The 15160-nt window shown below is 54.1% G+C and carries 12 protein-coding genes; 5 read left to right on the top strand and 7 right to left on the bottom strand.

Annotated elements, in window-relative coordinates:
* Positions 1 to 4: 4 nt before the first annotated feature.
* From ACFO3I_RS10890 to rpmE, 3 genes are all read right to left on the bottom strand, one after another.
* Positions 5 to 3265: an nSTAND1 domain-containing NTPase gene (locus ACFO3I_RS10890; protein ID WP_377334015.1), complete on the bottom strand. Its 3261-nt coding sequence runs from the start codon at positions 3263 to 3265 to the stop codon at positions 5 to 7.
* A gap of 240 nt (positions 3266 to 3505) precedes the next feature.
* Entirely contained in the window at positions 3506 to 3823 is a 318-nt protein-coding gene (locus ACFO3I_RS10885; RefSeq protein ID WP_377334014.1) for a DUF3784 domain-containing protein, read from the bottom strand.
* A gap of 455 nt (positions 3824 to 4278) precedes the next feature.
* On the bottom strand, positions 4279 to 4491 hold the full coding sequence (gene rpmE, locus ACFO3I_RS10880; RefSeq protein WP_337842260.1) for a 50S ribosomal protein L31: 213 nt from the start codon (positions 4489 to 4491) through the stop codon (positions 4279 to 4281).
* Between the two features lie 205 nt (positions 4492 to 4696).
* Here rpmE and priA point away from each other — a divergent pair, with 205 nt between their 5' ends.
* The 5 genes from priA (at position 4697) to ACFO3I_RS10855 (ending at position 9877) form a co-directional block, all read left to right on the top strand.
* Positions 4697 to 6868, top strand: coding sequence for a primosomal protein N' (gene priA / locus ACFO3I_RS10875; protein WP_377334013.1), 2172 nt, complete (start codon positions 4697 to 4699; stop codon positions 6866 to 6868).
* A gap of 108 nt (positions 6869 to 6976) precedes the next feature.
* The gene (locus ACFO3I_RS10870) at positions 6977 to 7510 is read left to right on the top strand and encodes an SPOR domain-containing protein (RefSeq protein ID WP_377334012.1); all 534 of its coding nucleotides are present in this window, start codon (positions 6977 to 6979) and stop codon (positions 7508 to 7510) included.
* A gap of 116 nt (positions 7511 to 7626) precedes the next feature.
* Complete coding sequence (gene hslV / locus ACFO3I_RS10865; protein WP_377334011.1) at positions 7627 to 8145, top strand: ATP-dependent protease subunit HslV; 519 nt, start codon at positions 7627 to 7629, stop codon at positions 8143 to 8145.
* A gap of 11 nt (positions 8146 to 8156) precedes the next feature.
* Positions 8157 to 9488 carry an HslU--HslV peptidase ATPase subunit gene (gene hslU / locus ACFO3I_RS10860; RefSeq protein ID WP_377334010.1) on the top strand — a complete coding sequence of 444 codons (1332 nt, stop codon included), beginning with the start codon at positions 8157 to 8159 and terminating at the stop codon, positions 9486 to 9488.
* The gene (locus ACFO3I_RS10855; protein WP_377334009.1) at positions 9488 to 9877 is read left to right on the top strand and encodes a gamma-butyrobetaine hydroxylase family protein; all 390 of its coding nucleotides are present in this window, start codon (positions 9488 to 9490) and stop codon (positions 9875 to 9877) included. Before hslU ends, ACFO3I_RS10855 begins: the two co-directional genes overlap by 1 nt.
* Here ACFO3I_RS10855 and ACFO3I_RS10850 read toward each other — a convergent pair.
* The 4 genes from ACFO3I_RS10850 to ACFO3I_RS10835 all read right to left on the bottom strand — a co-directional run bounded on the left by ACFO3I_RS10850 (position 9867) and on the right by ACFO3I_RS10835 (position 15138).
* Positions 9867 to 10556 (bottom strand): substrate-binding periplasmic protein, encoded by a 690-nt coding sequence (locus tag ACFO3I_RS10850; protein ID WP_377334008.1) that lies wholly within the window; start codon positions 10554 to 10556, stop codon positions 9867 to 9869. The two genes, ACFO3I_RS10855 and ACFO3I_RS10850, sit on opposite strands and share 11 nt — an antisense overlap.
* Before the next feature lie 2 nt (positions 10557 to 10558).
* The gene (locus ACFO3I_RS10845) at positions 10559 to 12439 is read right to left on the bottom strand and encodes a methyl-accepting chemotaxis protein (protein ID WP_377334007.1); all 1881 of its coding nucleotides are present in this window, start codon (positions 12437 to 12439) and stop codon (positions 10559 to 10561) included.
* A 122-nt stretch (positions 12440 to 12561) separates the two neighbouring features.
* Positions 12562 to 13086, bottom strand: a complete 525-nt coding sequence (locus ACFO3I_RS10840) for a phosphatase PAP2 family protein (protein WP_377334006.1) — start codon at positions 13084 to 13086, stop codon at positions 12562 to 12564.
* A 57-nt stretch (positions 13087 to 13143) separates the two neighbouring features.
* On the bottom strand, positions 13144 to 15138 hold the full coding sequence (locus ACFO3I_RS10835; protein WP_377334005.1) for a putative bifunctional diguanylate cyclase/phosphodiesterase: 1995 nt from the start codon (positions 15136 to 15138) through the stop codon (positions 13144 to 13146).
* Between the last annotated feature and the right edge of the window lie 22 nt (positions 15139 to 15160).

Genomic DNA, 15160 nt, shown 5'->3' with positions numbered 1-15160 from the left:
AAAACTAAAGCTCGCCTAACACCAAGCCTGATTGCTGGACAAGCTGCTGCACATCAGAATGCTGATCCAATTCATTCAAACACTTAAGGGCTGTGGCATATGGCTGAATAAGATGCGGCTTTTTATCTTTTTGCTGCAAAGGTGCAAGTAATTCTTTTGCTCTGGTACAGGACTCTTGGCGTTGTTTTAATTGCTGTTGTTGCTTGTAATTGAATGCTGCTAACAATTCAGCCTCGGCCAAAGCAACTGCTACACCTTGGTTTTCAGAATCATCAGCATAAAGCTGCCGGTATATAGCGACAGCCTGCGGCACTAACTCAGTCCCCTTCTGCCGCAGCCCCTTTGCAAAGTAATAGTTTATAGACTCCATTAGCAGGCTATTTTTAAGCCTACGGTAATGTCGTTCGTTGCTAAATTTGTTTCTTTTCATTTCTAGCTCATTCTTGAGCAATTCTGGTGTGTAGTTGATTCGAAGATCATTCACACCTGCATTTAGAACCATTAACTTAATTTTTTGATTGAAAAAGTCATTTTGCCAACCTTGGTTCTGTGGATCCTGAGAGAGGGCCTCCCCTAGCAGTTCGTGCGCTTTATAAAGTAATTCAATAGCGTCTTTCGTAAGCCCTTGATAGGTGTAGATCGTGGACAATATTTCATAGCTGTTAAAAGCTCTTTCTAAGACGTAAGGATCAACTTTAGCTTCATTATTACGCTGTTCGAATTCCCCTTGAATATATCGATGCTCTGTAATCGCATTTCGCAAATCCCCTTTCGCCATAGATGCGCCAGCCAACCAAGAGCGGGTATCAGCAATATCTCCAACTAAGGTTTTATGGTCAGGTGACAATTGCTGTGCTTTTAGCTTTAACTCCAGTGATTGCTGAAAATAAGCCTCGGCCAGATCAAACTGCTGTTGCTTCATTGCCACTGAGCCTAATGAATTGGTGGCGTAGGAGAATTCCATTATTGCATCCAAATCATTGGGGGCCAGCTGGTACATACGGGCACTATAATCATGATACAGCGTAAAATAGGGCAAGGTTTTCGCCCAATCTGACACATCGTATTTCATTTGCCCCAACCAAAAGGCATTAGCACCAAGGGTTTTTAGCAAAGACAGGTTATTGGGTTGCTGCGCCAGTACAGCAGTCAGTTGCTCGCGCGCTGCCAATAAAGCTGTGGTGGCTTCGTCGGTTTTGCCGCGGGAATAGGCCACTTCGCCCATGGCTTCCAGCGTTTGGCCGTGCAGCAGGCGTGATTCCAGGCTTAAATACTGGCCCGAGCCTGCGCTGGTAAAGTCGGTAAAATACTGCAGCGCTTTATTGCTGATACCGTCGAGCAAGTCCATGCGGCCTATTTGTCGCAGCTTGTCGGCAAAACCACCCACCATAAACCCCACCAGGTTTTCGGCCGCCAGCCGCTTTTGCTGGGCGTCTTTTTCAGCCTGAAAACTGCGCAGGCTCATCAGCACCGCCACCAGAGTTAACAGCGACAACAGCAGCACCAGGCCACGCCGGGCCCAACGTTTGTTGTTAGCTTTGCTGGCGGAGGCCTGAATATAACGGCGAATGTCGGGCTCCAGCAGCACTGAGCCCTGCGCCTGCACCCACTGCGCTTCCTGCAAAGGTTTGCCTTCAGCCAGCAAATAGGCGCTCTGTTGTTGCTCTTGCTGCCAGCGTTTGCTTTGTTGCACCAGCCGGCTTTTTACTGCCAGCGCCTGGTAATGGGCAGCTATCCAGTCGCTGGCGCGCGGCCAGCGCCGCAGCAGCGCTTCATGAGCAATGCTGAAACTGGGGTTGTTGTCGTCCAGGTGTGACACCAGCAGGCGCTGATTCACCAGCGCCTGCACCAGCTGCTGTTGTTCAGTGTTTTGCAGGGCTGACCAGGGCGCGCTGCGGCTGGTGACCACCTGCTCGTCGTCACGTAAGGTGACCAGCAGCGACAACACAGTGGGCAAGGCGGCTTGCTGGCTGCTGCTGAGTTCACTTAACACCTGCTCGGCGGTTTGACCAATAGCGCCTTCAATACCGCCCAGCTGTTCGTACACAGCCCATAGCAGCTGGTTGTCGCTACTGCGCTGTAAATACAGCTGTTGCAGCAGGTATTGCAGCATCGGCAGGCCGTCCGGGTTGTCGGCAGCTTCGTTGCACAGCTGTTCGTCCAGTGCAATGCCGCTCACCGGGTCGGTTTGCCAGCTAAGCCCGGCCGCCAGCGCCGGCTGGCGGATCATTTGCTGCAGTTCCAGCGTGCTGGGTGGCGCTAAGTCAAAATGCGCACCGCGCTGTTTGTCGACCATCAGCGCCGGATAGGTGGCAAGCTCTGGGTAAAATTCGTTACGGCAGGCACTTAGCACCAACACAGCGCCACTTTGCGCCAGTTGGTCCAGCAGGTTAACCAGCTGCTGGCGCTCGTCGGCACTAAATTGCGGCGACGCCAACAGCACTTCCAGCCGGTCAATAAACAGCGCCAGCCGGCTTTTATGCTGTTGGTAAGGCTTCAGCGCCGCCTGACAACGGTACAGCACCTGTTCGGAGGAGAACGCCAGTTTTTCCGCCAGGCTGTCGGTGCTTTCGCCAACAAACACAGGTTTGTCGTCCAGCTCCCAGTCCAGCATGACGCTGGCCAGTTCGGTCAATAAACGCCCTGGCGCTACGTCGGCTAAATCCAGACTGCTGGCCGACAATACCCGCACGCCGTTGTAGCCGGTTTCCTGCTGCAAATTGGGCAGCACACCGGCCTGAATTAACGACGATTTACCGCTGCCGCTTGGCCCCAACACCAGGCAAAACGCCCGGCCTAAATTGACCTGGCGGGCTATGGCCTGCAACACGGCTTCTATGGCTTTGCCGCGGCCAAAAAACACCTGGGCCTGGCTGGCATTAAAAGCCTGTAAGCCAGGAAAAGGCGAGCCTTGTTGCCAGTGGTTGTCGGGTGCCAGTTGCAGTTGCCCCACAGGAAAGCGCACTGGCGCCAGAGTGCGGTAGCCGCGTTTACGGATGGTTTCGATATACACCGAATTGGTGGCACTGTCGCCCAACGCTTTACGCAAGGCGGTAATGGTTTTGTGCAGCGGGTTGTCGCCGGTCACGTCAGGCCAGCAGTGTTGGGTAATTTGCTCGGCGCTTAACACCTCGCCAGCATGACGGCATAAAAACACCAGCACATCCATGGCCTTAGGCTCAACGGGGATTTGCTGTTTACCGAAGCGGATTGTGTTGGCTTTGGGGTCTACCTGGCAGTCACCAAAGAAAAAAGTTGTATCCATACCGTCATTATTATTGCTGTTGTGCTTTTACTATATCGGACTGAACCGCCGAACACAGCAGTAAAAATGGTAAAGATTTGATGAAAGTTTCAATTTGGATCAAAAAATTCGGCAAAAATGAACATTTTTGCGGCCAATGTCGCACGTCCCTGGGCGCAGCAAGCTACGCCCCTACGCCGTTGTATGCTGAGGTTCGAATGCTGGTTGTAGGGGCGGGTCAAGCGAACAGCTGGCGCAGGTTCAGACTGCCGCGCACTTGCGCCTGGCATAAATAAGACCCCACACAGGCAACAGGGACACCAAACAAAACAGCACGAGGAAGCCGATTAAACTTATTAGCTGGTAGTAAGCCAACAGGCCACTAAGCGCCATCAACAGGCCGGATAACATCATGCTGTTGCCCAGAATGCGGCCAAATTTATTCACGTCTGTCAGACTGGAGAAATCAACGCCGTTGATGAGCTGATGCTGACGCTTGACCCCAACCAGATAACCAAGACCTGCAACCACCAAAGCGGTGCTAAGGCTAACCAGCAGAACGATCAAAAGCACATTCATCTTCGACTCCTTGTCCGGCTGGTTACTGAGCTGCCGGTTTGTTCCTATTTAATCAAGCCCTCAAACTACTGGTTGGCTTATTGATTTTCAAGCAGTTTTTTTAACCGATAATTCACAACAGGTGGCAAAGTGACGACGTTACTGATGATCTTGAATGGGCGCAGCAAGCTACGCCCCTACGCCGTTGTATGCTGAGGTTCGAATGCTGGTTGTAGGGGCGGGTCTTGACCCGCCCGCTGCTGTCTGCCAGGGATGGCAGACATAAAAAATCGTCAGGAACGATTTTTAACAACGCAACGCGTTGGCCCGGAGGGTTGGCGCCATGGACGGCGCAAATAAAAAATCATCTGGAATGATTTTTAACAGTGCGAAGCGCTGGCCCGGAGGGGGTCTGCCAGGAATAGCAGAAATAAAAAAAGCACCTTGCGGTGCTTTTTTTATTTCGGTCGCCAGTATTAACGGGCACCCAGAACGCTGAAGCGTTTTTTGAAGCGGTCAACACGACCACCAACGTCAGCAACTTTCTGCTTACCAGTGTAGAACGGGTGGCAAGCTGAGCAAACGTCCAAGTGGATGTCTTTGCACAGAGCTGAGTGCGTTTTGAAGCTGTTACCGCAAGTACAGGTTGCAGTGATTTCTTTGTATTCCGGGTGGATACCTGGTTTCATGGCGTTACCTCGTTAGGCCGTATCGCTATCTGATCACCCATGTGTCAGACACCATACGTATTACAGTTAATTTAGGGCGCGTAGCTTAATGGATAGCTGTTGAAGTTTCAACCTAAAAAACAACGCCGCCCGGCATTTATTTTCGATGGCGTTCAGAGCGCAGCCTCAGTAGACTAAACGCCTGTTTTTAGGCGGGAAAGCTGTTGTGATTGTGCTTAGGGTGGCGTTACCGCTGCCGCTGCGTCAGCATTTTGATTATCTGTTACCAGAGTCTGAACCTGTCAGTCCGGGCTGTCGGGTGCTAGTGCCTTTTGGCAACCGCGAGCTGATCGGCATTGTCTGGCAATTGCAGCCAGCCGACCACTACCCTGCCGAACAATTAAAAACCGTGCTGAAGGTGCTGGACAGCGCCCCGGTGCTGGCGGCTGATTTACGCCAGTTATTGTCGTTTGCCGCCGATTATTACCATCACCCGCTGGGCGAAGTGCTGACCAGCGCTTTACCAGCGCTGCTGCGTGAAGGCAAAAATGCCGACCCCATCCGCACTGTGCGTTACCAGCTCACCGAAGCCGGGCGTGCCCTGGACGAACAGCAATTTAAGCGCGCCCCGAAACGCCTGGCACTGTGGCAGCTGCTAAAAACCGCGCCTGAACAGGCACAACTCAGCGGCCAGTTCAGCCGCACTGACCTGAATTACTTTTTAGAGCTGCAGTACGCCGACGCAGTTGCGCTGCCTTATGGGCCTTATACACCCCAGCCTGAAACGCAAAAAGCGCTGCCGCTCAACCCGGCGCAGGCGCTGGCGGTCAGCCGGGTCACCCAAAGCCTGGGCCAGTTTGCCAGCTTTTTATTGGACGGAGTGACTGGCTCGGGCAAAACCGAAGTTTACCTGCAAAGCATTAGCCCTGTGGTAGCCGCCGGCGGCCAGGTGTTGGTACTGGTGCCAGAAATTGGCCTGACGCCACAAACTCTGGCGCGTTTTGAGCAGCGCTTTGGCGTGCCGGTTGGCGTCTGGCATTCCAATATGACGGATCTGGAGCGTTTTACCGTCTGGCAGCGCTGCCAGACCGGCGATTTAGCTATTTTAATTGGCACCCGCTCGGCGTTGTTTTTACCCTTTTTAACGCTGCAACTGCTGATTTTGGACGAAGAACATGACGCCTCTTTTAAGCAGCAGGATGGCTTTCGTTACCATGCCCGCGACTTAGCCATTAAACGCGCAGCGTTACTGAAGCTGCCGGTGCTGATGGGCTCGGCCACACCCAGCCTGGAAAGCCTGGCCAATGTGCAGGCCGGCCGGTTTTTCCCGTTGCCATTGCCTGAGCGGGCCACAGGCCAGGCGGTGCCGAAAGTAGAGCTGGTGGATTTAAAACAACAGGTGATGCAGGCAGGTCTGGCCGGACTCACCCGCCAGCGTATTCAGCAAAGCCTCGACAAAGGCCGCCAGGTACTGCTGTTTTTAAACCGGCGCGGCTTTGCTCCGGCACTGATCTGCCATGAATGCGGCTGGCTGACCGAATGCCAGCGCTGCAGTGCCTTTATGACCTACCACAAACAAAGCCGCCAGCTGGTGTGCCACCACTGCGGCACTATTAAAGCGGTACCACGCCAGTGCGGCGGCTGTGGCAGCACTCAGTTATCCACCGTCGGCCAGGGCACAGAGCAATTGGAAGAGCAACTGCAGTTGTTGTTCCCGAACGTCACTATTACCCGGCTGGACCGGGACTCCACCCGGCGCAAAGGCAGCCTGGATCAGGCATTACAGCAAATTCAGCAAGGTGAGCCGCAGCTGATTGTGGGCACTCAAATGCTGGCCAAAGGCCACCATTTTCCCAATGTGGCACTGGCGGTGATTGTCGATGTGGATGGGGCCTTGTACAGCAGTGATTTTCGCGCCCCTGAACAACTGGCGCAGCTGCTGACGCAGGTGGCTGGCCGTTCTGGCCGCGGCGTTGAAGCCGGCACCGTGTTGCTGCAAACCCACTACCCCGGCCATGCGCTGCTGCAGGACGTAATTCAAAACGGCTATGCCTCCTTTGCCCGCAGCGCCTTACTGGAGCGGCAGTACACCCAGTTGCCTCCTTATATACATCTGGCGCTGTTTCGCGCTGAGTCGCTGCAACTGGAACTGTGCCAGCAGTGGTTACAGCAGCTGACGCAGCTGCTGGGCGCTTTCCCAGCCCTACAGTTACTCGGCCCTTTGGCTTGCCCAATGGAGCGCAAAGCCGGCAAATATCGCTGGCAGCTGCAACTGTTTTGCAAAGACCGCAAGGTGCTGCATCAGGCCTTAGCGCAGGCCGTAGCGACAGTGAAAGACTGGCCGCTGTCGCGTAAACTGAAATGGCAGCTGGATGTCGATCCGCTGGATTTAAGTTAATGCGACTTCACCAGGCGTGATCGGATAAAGGCACACAATAGACCGCTGACCTGTCTTTTTCATAAAACTTCAGTAGAATGCCTGTTTTAGGTTGTTTTAGTAGTTGTTATGCCTCAACGCGATTATGTCAAAGCTGGCCGGGCCAAGCCCAGGCCAAAGAAAACTGCACCACCGCCAAAAAACTATCCCTGGCCTTTGATGGTGCTGGCTGCTGTTCTGCTGCTGGCGTTCGCCTGGTTTTTGTACCATTTAAGCACCCGCGACCCTGTGGCTATTCCGGAACCGGAAAAAAGAGCCGCCATTACGCCGCAAAAAGAGCTGCCACCTAAGCCAAAAGCTGAGCCTTACCAGTACATTAAAGAGCTGGAAAACAAAGAAATTCAGGTGAAAGTGGAAGAGCTGGAAAACAAAGGCCCCTTTGAAATGTACTGTGGGGTGTATCGGGTTGAAGAAACCGCTGAGCAGTTAAAAGCCAAAATTGCCTTTGCCGGTTACCCGTCCACAGTGCGGCGTATTGAAGGTAAAAACGGCGTGTTCTACCGCGTGACCTTAGGGCCTTACGCCAGTAAGCGCCAGGCCGAAAGTGAAAAGAACCGATTGAACCGCCAGAAAGTGGCCGACTGCCGCATTGCGGCTATTTAACCGGCAAAGCCACCGCGTACAGCTCTCGCCTGACCGATAAATAGCGCCGGCCGCCTTGAAAAGCGGCTGGCCCTGCCCCACTAACCCGGTATTGTTCTGTCCTTACCGGATTTGTTATGACCACTATTGTTTCTGTACGTCGCAACGGCCATGTGGCCTTAGGCGGTGATGGCCAGGTGTCACTGGGCAACACTGTGATGAAGGGCAATGCCCGTAAAGTACGCCGCCTGTACCATGGCAAAGTGCTGGCAGGTTTTGCTGGCGGCACCGCCGACGCTTTTACCTTATTTGAACGTTTTGAAGCCAAACTGGAGATGCACCAGGGCCACCTGATGCGCGCAGCAGTAGAGCTGGCCAAAGACTGGCGCACCGACCGCATGCTGCGCAAGCTGGAAGCCTTGCTGGCGGTGGCTGACGCCAATTGCTCGCTGATCATCACCGGCAACGGCGATGTGATTCAGCCCGAGCACGACCTGATTGCCATTGGCAGCGGCGGCCCGTACGCTCAGGCCAGCGCCACGGCACTATTGCAGAATACTGAATTGTCAGCACGCGACATTGTCGAAAAGAGCCTGACCATTGCCGGTGATATTTGTGTGTTCACCAACCATCACCAGACCATCGAAGAATTGTAAGAGACTGCCTTATGTCTGATATGACACCCCGCGAAATAGTACACGAACTGGACCGCCATATTATTGGTCAGAGCAACGCCAAACGCGCTGTGGCCATTGCGCTGCGTAACCGCTGGCGCCGGATGCAACTGGAGCCGGCACTGCGCCAGGAAGTGACACCGAAAAACATTCTGATGATTGGCCCAACAGGTGTAGGTAAAACTGAAATTGCCCGCCGCCTGGCCAAACTGGCCAATGCGCCTTTTATTAAAGTGGAAGCCACCAAGTTCACTGAAGTGGGTTATGTGGGCAAAGAAGTTGAAAGCATTATCCGCGACCTGACCGACAGCGCGGTGAAAATGTTCCGCGAGCAGGAAGTGGCAAAAAACAAGTTCCGCGCCGAAGAAGCCGCCGAAGAACGTATTCTGGATGTATTACTACCACCAGCCCGCGACAGTTGGGGCCAGACGCAAGCGTCCGACACCGACAATTCAACCCGTCAGGTGTTTCGTAAAAAGCTGCGCGAAGGCCAGCTGGACGACAAAGAAATTGAAATTGACCTGGCCGTGCCACAAATGGGCGTGGAAATTATGGCGCCACCGGGCATGGAAGAAATGACGTCGCAGTTGCAGTCGATGTTCCAGAACCTTGGCAGCGACAAAAAGAAAAGCCGCAAACTGAAAATTAAAGACGCCTTTAAGCAGCTGGTGGAAGAAGAAGCTGCCCGGTTGGTGAACCCGGAAGAGCTGAAACTGAAAGCGCTGGATGCGGTGGAGCAAAACGGCATCGTCTTTATTGATGAAATTGACAAGATTTGCAAACGCGGCGAAAGCAGCGGCCCGGATGTGTCCCGTGAAGGGGTGCAGCGCGACCTGCTTCCGCTGATTGAAGGCTGCACCGTGACCACCAAACACGGCATGGTGAAAACCGACCATATTCTGTTTATTGCCTCTGGCGCGTTCCAGCTGGCGAAACCGTCGGATTTAGTCCCAGAGCTGCAAGGCCGTTTACCTATCCGGGTCGAGCTGGAAGCGCTGAGCGCAGCCGATTTCGAGCGTATTCTGACCGAGCCTAAAGCCTCGCTCACCGAGCAGAGCATTGCGATGCTGGCCACCGAAGGGGTAAGGATCAGCTTCACCAGCGACGGCATTTCCCGTATTGCCAATGCCGCCTGGCAGGTGAATGAGCGGCTGGAAAACATTGGTGCGCGCCGCCTCTATACCGTGATGGAAAGGTTGCTGGAAGATATTTCCTTTGACGCCGCTGACCATCAAGGCCAGCAGATCACCATAGATGCCGCTTATGTCGAAAGCCACCTGGACAGCCTGGTGCAAGACGAAGACTTAAGCCGTTTTATTCTGTAATGAGCCAGGCACCTGCACATGCAGTCGTGACCCGGCTGCATTACCACCGCCAAAGCAAAACACTGGACCTGCAGTTCAGTGACGGCCAGCAATTTTCCTTGCCGGCCGAATTGCTGCGGGTGTTTTCGCCCTCAGCCGAAGTGCGGGGCCATGGCCAGGCCACTTTGGTGCTGCATAAAAAGCAGGTGGGCATCCAGTCGATTGTGCCTGTTGGGCATTACGCGGTAAAACTGGTGTTTGACGACGGCCACTATACCGGCCTGTACAGCTGGGCCTATTTACGCGAACTGGCCGGGCAGCAACAGCAGTTATGGCAGCAGTACCTGACGCAGGTAAAACAGGCCAATGGCAGCCGCGACGACCAGATCGCGGTGAAGTTTATTCCATAACTTGCTGGTAAGCCTGTTGCAAGCGCTGCACCAGCGCCGGTGAGGTGGCCAGACTGGCGGCCAGATAGGCACTGGAGCTCAAATCTGCAATGGTCATATCCACCACCAGCGCGCCTTTGTCCAACTGAGTACGCCGTTCAATTTCCGGCAAAAAGCGCGGGTTCTCCACCACGTAATCCACTTTGCCGTTAGCCAGCAAGGCCCAGCTTTGCTCGGAACTGGCGGCGACTATCAGTTGGTTCCCTTCGCTAAAACCAGCTTTGATTAACCATTGGTAAACGGAATCGTCCCGCTGCACCGCGATGGTTTTGCCTTTCAGTTGTTCCAGTCGTTGGATCGGCTCGCCGCGTTGTTGCAGCCGCACCAGCCCCAACTTAAACTCCACAAGCTTGCCTATCCAATAGAAGCGCTTTTCCCGCTCCGGCGTACGCGCCATCGCAAAGATCAGGGTATTAGCTTGCTGCTGAGCCATTTTGTAGGCGCGGGCCCAGGGATAAAGCCGGAACTCAGCCGACAACCCGGCTTTGCTGACAATCTGCTGCACCAGCTCGACATTTTCGCCGCACACCTGCCCATCCAGCTCCTGCTGCATCGGGGGCATGGATTCAGTGACGGCAATAAAATCTGCAGCCTGACAGGTCAGGCTGCAACACAACACGAGGATACAGAGGGTTTTCATACTCAGGCTTTGAACCGGTCGACCGTTTGATGCAACACACTGGCCTGGCTGGCCACCTCTTCGCTGGTTTGCGCATTTTGCTGCGCCAGCTCCAGTGAGTGTTCGGAGATATCGCGAATGCGCACCACGTTTTTATTCACGTCGGCGGCTACCAGGCTTTGTTCTTCCACCGCGGTCGCGATTTGGCTGGTCATGTCCATGATCAAACCAACGTCGGCAGTGATCTGGCGTAGCAAGCCAATGGTGGAACCAGCTTGTTCAGCACTGTCTTTGCCCTGCTGCTGACAGCGCTGCATCACCTGCACTATATTGCCGGTGCGTTGCTGCAGGCCGAAGATGATCTGCTCTATCTGGCCTGTCGACTCCTGGGTGCGCATGGCGAGCGAGCGCACTTCATCAGCCACCACGGCAAAACCACGGCCCTGCTCACCGGCCCGGGCCGCTTCAATAGCAGCGTTCAGCGCCAGCAGATTGGTTTGTTCAGCAATACCGCGGATCACGTCCAGCACCTGACCAATGGTGCTGCTGTCGCGTTCCAGCTCAGCCAGCACTGTCGAGGTTTGCTGCAACTGTTCCGCCAGTTGTTGAATACGGCTGACCGTCTGCTCCACTGCGTTTAACCCCTGCACCGCATTTTGGTTGGTGTTTTGCGCCTTCAGTGCAGTCTGCTCTGTATTGGCGGCAATTTCGTTCACCGTCGCGCCCATCTCGGTCACTGCAGTGGCGACCATATCGCTTTCCAGTTGCTGCTGCGACATGCCTTTGCTGGTGTCTGCGGTGGACTGCGCCAGTTCAGCTGTGGCCTGATCCAACATAGTCAGTGCCTGGTTCACACTGCGCACCAAGTCCTGTACGTCGGACAACATATGGTTCACGTCGCGCGCCAGAGTGGTCATTTCGTCCTGACCTTCTTCGTCAATACGCAGGCGGAAGTCGTTGTCCTTGCGCACCAGGCCTATGGTGGCACAGACTTTTTCGATAGGTTTCAGAATGCTGCGGCTGGTCAGCAGCACCAGACTGATCACCGCCACCAGCACCAGCACAAACAGACTGATCGCCAGGTTTTTGCTGGCGGCAGTGGCATTGTCCACCGCGGTTGAAGACTGCAGCGACATTTGCTCCAGACTTTGTTCGGTCTGGTGAATGGCCTGACGCATTTGTCCCATCAGGCCTGTGTCATGTGCCAGGCCTATTTGCTGCTCGCCCTGCACCAGTTGCTCAAAGGCTTTGCCGTAAGACGCGGCTTTTTCCACCAGGCTGGCCGCCTGCGCCGGATCGGTAATTTTCTGCTGCAGCAGTTGGTTAAACTGGCTCAAGCCCTGCTGAAAGCTTTGCAGGTACTTTAAGTCCAGCCGCAACATAAAATCTTTTTCGGCGCGGCGCAGTTGCAGCAGCTGAGTGCTCAGCTCGAAATCCTGCGTGCTGGCAAAGGCTTGTTCCAGCTCATGCGCACTTTTGCGCAGCGCCCCGTACAAGCCTGATTGCGGGTCCAGCCCGACTTGCTCAGACACTGCCACCAGTTGGTTAAACAAGGTACGGTAGTTGTCAGTCAGCTGCAAAAAGTTCTGTAACGCGGCCGTGTCCAGCCCCAGCGCCTGCATGTCCTGCATTAAGCTGTTGCCCTGGCTGGCGAGCAGATCGGCCTGCTGGTTAAAGCTTTGCTGGTACTCCAGTTCAGAGCGCAGCAAAAAGTCTTTTTCAGAACGGCGCAATTGCAGTACCGACAGTTGCAACTGTTCCACCTCCAGCCGCAGCCCAGCCAGTTGCGTCAGTTTTTGCCCTTGAAACAACAGCAGGGCCAGCATCACCAACATGGCGACCCCAACAATCAGTGCATTCAGTAACAGGCGCTGCCGAATACTAAATCGACGTAATGCAAGCATGAGGCTTCACTCCAGGTAAGTGTCGGGGCTAACTACTTTGATTATAGAGAGGAATTTCAGTAAAGCAGGTGGCAAGCAAGCCAGAAATGAAAAAAATGGCACCAAGCAAAAAAACGGCCCTGTTAGTGCAACAACTGCAGAGCCAACAGGCAACTACTGCTGCCTAACAAAGCACCAGCCAGGATATCCAACGGAAAATGCACCCCGAGCAGAATGCGCGACAGGCCAATCAGGCAAGCCCAACCAAACAACATGCCACTCCAGAGCGGGTAATACAGACTCAGGCCACAGGCCATCACAAAAGCCGCTGCGGTATGGCCAGACGGCAGGCTGAATTTATCGGACGCTTCAATATGTGCCTGAATGCTGGCCGCCAGACGCTGGTAAGGCCGTTGCCGGCGAATGGAGTTTTTCAGCAGAAAATACAGCGGCAGCTCAATAGCGAAACTGAGCAGCAACAATTCGGTTAAGGCCGAAGCATGTAGGGCATCGGCCAGCCAGAAACTGCCGACGACGATCAGGTAAAGCGGGCCGTCGCCGGTTTTGGAGCACCACAAGCTGAACTTGTGCACCGACTGACGCTCACTCCGGCTAAACACCCAGTGAAAGTATTTCTGATCCCAAAGACGGACACGTTCAAGCCACATAACTCAGCCGCCACTCTGTAGAAGTTATCAGCAGCTTAAAAGCCTTGGGTGACAAAACTATGACAGCAAATTATCTGTTGCTAATAAAGCCAGCGCGTCCTGTTCAGGTAAAGGTTTGGCCAGCAGGTAGCCCTGAATGGCGTCGCAGGACAAGGCCCGCAGTACTTCCAATTGCGCCTGATTTTCCACCCCTTCAGCCAGAATGCGTTTACCCAGCCCATGCGCCAGCGTGACCATGGTTTTGATAATCATCATGTCGGAGTCGTTGGTGGCCATTTCGGTGACAAAACTGCGGTCGATTTTAATTTTATCGATAGGCATTTTGCGCAAATACCCCAGTGACGAATAGCCGGTGCCAAAATCGTCAATGGATACCCGGATTCCCATTTGCTGCAGCTCAGCGACATAGTTGGAGCCTTTTTCCATGTCGTTCATCGCGGTGTTTTCGGTGATTTCCAGCTCCAGCATGGCCGGCGATACCTGGTAGCGCAGCAACAATTGCTGCAGCCGCTTTTTCAGGCCGTCCAACTGAAAATTCACCGGCGACATATTGACCGCCAACGGCACCGTAATACCCTGCCGTTTCCAGTCAGCCAAAGTGGCCACTGCTTTTTCCAACAGCAACAGGTCCAGCTCCTGTGACAAGCCAACCTGCTCGACCAGCGGTAAAAATTGCCCTGGCATCAACAAGCCTTTGTCCGGATGGATCCAACGCACCAGCGCTTCATAGGCTTCAATACGGCCGTCACGCAAATTCCACTGTGGCTGGAAGTAAAAAATAAACTGGTCTTGCTCCAGCGCTTGCAGCAGGTCTTTTTCCAGGCTCAGCAGTCGGGCCGATTCCTCCTCCATGCCAGGCTGGTAAAAGCTGCAGTTCTGCTGGTGGCGCTTGCAGTGGTGGAAGGCAATATTGGCGCGACGCAATAACAGTTCGGCATCGTCACCATGCAAAGGCGCTTCGGCCACGCCAACACTGGCAGTCAGTTTGATCAGGCCTTGTTCAGAGCTAAAGGGTTTTTCAATCAGCTGCTCCAGGTGCTGCAGCAGAAATAACTTTTGCCGATCTGTCGTGCAGTCCTGCACCACCAGGGCAAAAATATCGCCGCCGGTGCGGGCGACCAGCACAGGTTTAATAATGGAGGATTCCAGCCGCCGGGTGACTTCGCGCAAGATACGGTCGCCTTGTTTAAGCCCGACGGATTCATTGACCACTTTAAAGCTGTCGAGCCCAATCATCAGCAGCAAACAGGGCTTTTGCCCTGCCAACAACGGGCCCAGCTGCAGCAATAAAGCATCGCGGTTCAGTGCACCAGTCAGCGGATCATGAGAATCCAGGTACTGTGTTTTCGCGGCGAGCTGCTGATTGGCCTGACGTTCGTCTTGTTGCAGCCAAATGACCAGCCCCAGGCTCAGCACCATTTGGACAAAGAGCTCCAGGTATTTGATCACAAAGCTGACTTTGATGGTCTCGGAGGGCAACAGTTGTAGCAGCAAGGGCGTCAGTAAAAACAGGCTGCCCCATAACAGCATGGCACTGGCGACGATACGCACCGCCAGTTGTTGTTTGTTTAAGGTCCAGAGCCAGGCCCCCGACACTGTGACTGACAACCCAATCAGCAGCAGCCGCAAGTTGACCTGTAAAAAACTGGCCCAGTCGCGGGTGACAGACCACCATTGCACAGGCCAGACGGAAATAAAGGCCAATAGCGCCAGGCCAGCCAGCAATTGATTAACCCGGCGGCTGGACGTGCGCTGCGCGGTCACGGTTTCATGCACCCCGACCAGCAACCAGACCGCAAAGGCGTAACAAAAGCCAATATTAAAAAAGCTGTTGAGCTGGCGCAGCCACAGCGGTGCCTGTTCGGCTGCCAGTTGCACACCGGTCAGAATAAAGCCCACAAACAACGCAAAGCAGCTAAAGGCAATGGCCCAGGATTTCAGGTAGTGGCGCTGATAAATGGTGTAAAAATGCCAGAGCAGACCCGCCATCGCACAAGCGAAACCAATTTGGGTGAAATAAAGCAGAAACCTTGCAAGTAGTTCAGTGCTCAACAGATCCTGCCCTGTGACAACA

This window comes from Rheinheimera marina (assembly GCF_042654345.1).
Classification (GTDB): Bacteria; Pseudomonadota; Gammaproteobacteria; order Enterobacterales; family Alteromonadaceae; genus Pararheinheimera; species Pararheinheimera marina.
The sequence above is the reverse complement of the archived record's forward strand: the minus strand, read 5'-3'. Positions and strand labels throughout refer to the sequence as shown.

Coding starts and splice junctions, on each gene's coding strand:
- hslV (WP_377334011.1), top strand. CDS start 7,627: ATGACCACTATTGTTTCTGTACGTCGCAACGGCCATGTGGCCTTAGGC.
- ACFO3I_RS10890 (WP_377334015.1), bottom strand. CDS start 3,265: ATGGATACAACTTTTTTCTTTGGTGACTGCCAGGTAGACCCCAAAGCC.
- ACFO3I_RS10870 (WP_377334012.1), top strand. CDS start 6,977: ATGCCTCAACGCGATTATGTCAAAGCTGGCCGGGCCAAGCCCAGGCCA.
- ACFO3I_RS10855 (WP_377334009.1), top strand. CDS start 9,488: ATGAGCCAGGCACCTGCACATGCAGTCGTGACCCGGCTGCATTACCAC.
- ACFO3I_RS10845 (WP_377334007.1), bottom strand. CDS start 12,439: ATGCTTGCATTACGTCGATTTAGTATTCGGCAGCGCCTGTTACTGAAT.
- rpmE (WP_337842260.1), bottom strand. CDS start 4,491: ATGAAACCAGGTATCCACCCGGAATACAAAGAAATCACTGCAACCTGT.
- ACFO3I_RS10840 (WP_377334006.1), bottom strand. CDS start 13,086: ATGTGGCTTGAACGTGTCCGTCTTTGGGATCAGAAATACTTTCACTGG.
- ACFO3I_RS10885 (WP_377334014.1), bottom strand. CDS start 3,823: ATGAATGTGCTTTTGATCGTTCTGCTGGTTAGCCTTAGCACCGCTTTG.
- ACFO3I_RS10850 (WP_377334008.1), bottom strand. CDS start 10,556: ATGAAAACCCTCTGTATCCTCGTGTTGTGTTGCAGCCTGACCTGTCAG.
- hslU (WP_377334010.1), top strand. CDS start 8,157: ATGTCTGATATGACACCCCGCGAAATAGTACACGAACTGGACCGCCAT.